Genomic DNA, 1,306 nt, shown 5'->3' on the forward strand with positions numbered 1-1,306 from the left:
TCATGTGGGGTCATAGCAAGATGAAAACCATCTCTACGTCCCAATGGGCGATACAGCAAGTAAAGCTCATGGTGATGAAGAATGACAAGCATGATTGGCGTAAACAGGAGGACGAGTCTTGGTGATCTCAACGTCGTTGATGGAGCAAATCTGCTCTTCAACCAACTTGAATCAAGCTCTACGAAGAGTGAAGAAGAACAAAGGATGTGCAGGTGTCGACAAACTCGACATAGATGCGACTATCTCAACACTTCGACAGGCTTCAAATGGGCAAGCGCTTCGCCAGAGTCTTCTGGAAGGAAGCTACCAACCTCAACCGGTACTTGGTGTAGAAATCCCTAAACCTAGTGGTGGCGTAAGGCAACTAGGTATCCCAACCGTGCTTGATAGAGTTGTCCAACAGGCAATGACCTCAGTACTGTCAGATATCTATGACCCCAAGTTCTCCAATAGCAGTTACGGATTTAGACCAAACCGCAGTGCGCACCATGCATTAACGGCAGCCAGTCATTACATCCGAGAAGGTCGAGGTTATGTTGTAGATATCGACCTAGCGAAATACTTCGACACAGTGAATCACGATAGACTGATGTACAGACTGTCACAGGACATCAGTGATAAACGAGTGTTGAAGCTCATCAGGTCATATCTACAGGCAGGCATAATGCGAAACGGGATGGTTGAACAGAGACAAAGAGGGACACCACAGGGTGGACCATTATCCCCGTTGCTATCCAATATCGTATTAGATGAACTGGATAAAGAGTTAGAGCGCAGAGGGCATAAGTTCTGTCGATATGCAGACGACTGCCAAATCTACGTTCATAGTGAAGAAGCCGCTTATCGAGTTAAAGAGTCGATAACGGAGTTCTTGGAGCAAAAGCTGAAGCTCACGGTAAATCGAGAGAAAAGTGGTGCGACAAGAGTGACAGAGCGGACTTACTTAAGCCACCGCTTCGGGATAGATGGAACAATCCATCTATCGAAGGCAGCACAAACTCAAATGAAGAAGCGAGTGCGGCAGATAACGAAGCGAAACCGAGGGCGAGAGTTGCAAGCAGTCATAGCGGAATTAACTCAATACCTAAGAGGTTGGCAACACTACTTCAAACTCGCCATACGGAAAAGCAGCTTGCAGCGCTTAGACGAATGGATACGGCGACGGCTACGATGTTACCGCTTAAAACAACGCAAACGCAGATACGGCATAGCGACATGGTTACAACAACAAGGTGTAACGGAGCGCAATGCGTGGAAGGTAGCGATGTCAGATAAAGGGTGGTGGCACTTGGCCTTAACGCCGCAG

Annotated in this window: 1 protein-coding gene; it reads left to right on the forward strand. The window is 47.6% G+C overall.

Annotated features, from left to right (window positions below; genetic code table 11):
* Positions 1 to 139: 139 nt before the first annotated feature.
* A partial coding sequence (ltrA, locus tag AB6D58_RS24460; RefSeq protein WP_372158796.1) for a group II intron reverse transcriptase/maturase occupies positions 140 to 1,306 on the forward strand: 1,167 nt, incomplete at its 3' end.

The organism is Vibrio sp. 10N.239.312.D08, assembly GCF_041466145.1.
GTDB lineage: Bacteria > Pseudomonadota > Gammaproteobacteria > Enterobacterales > Vibrionaceae > Vibrio > Vibrio crassostreae_C.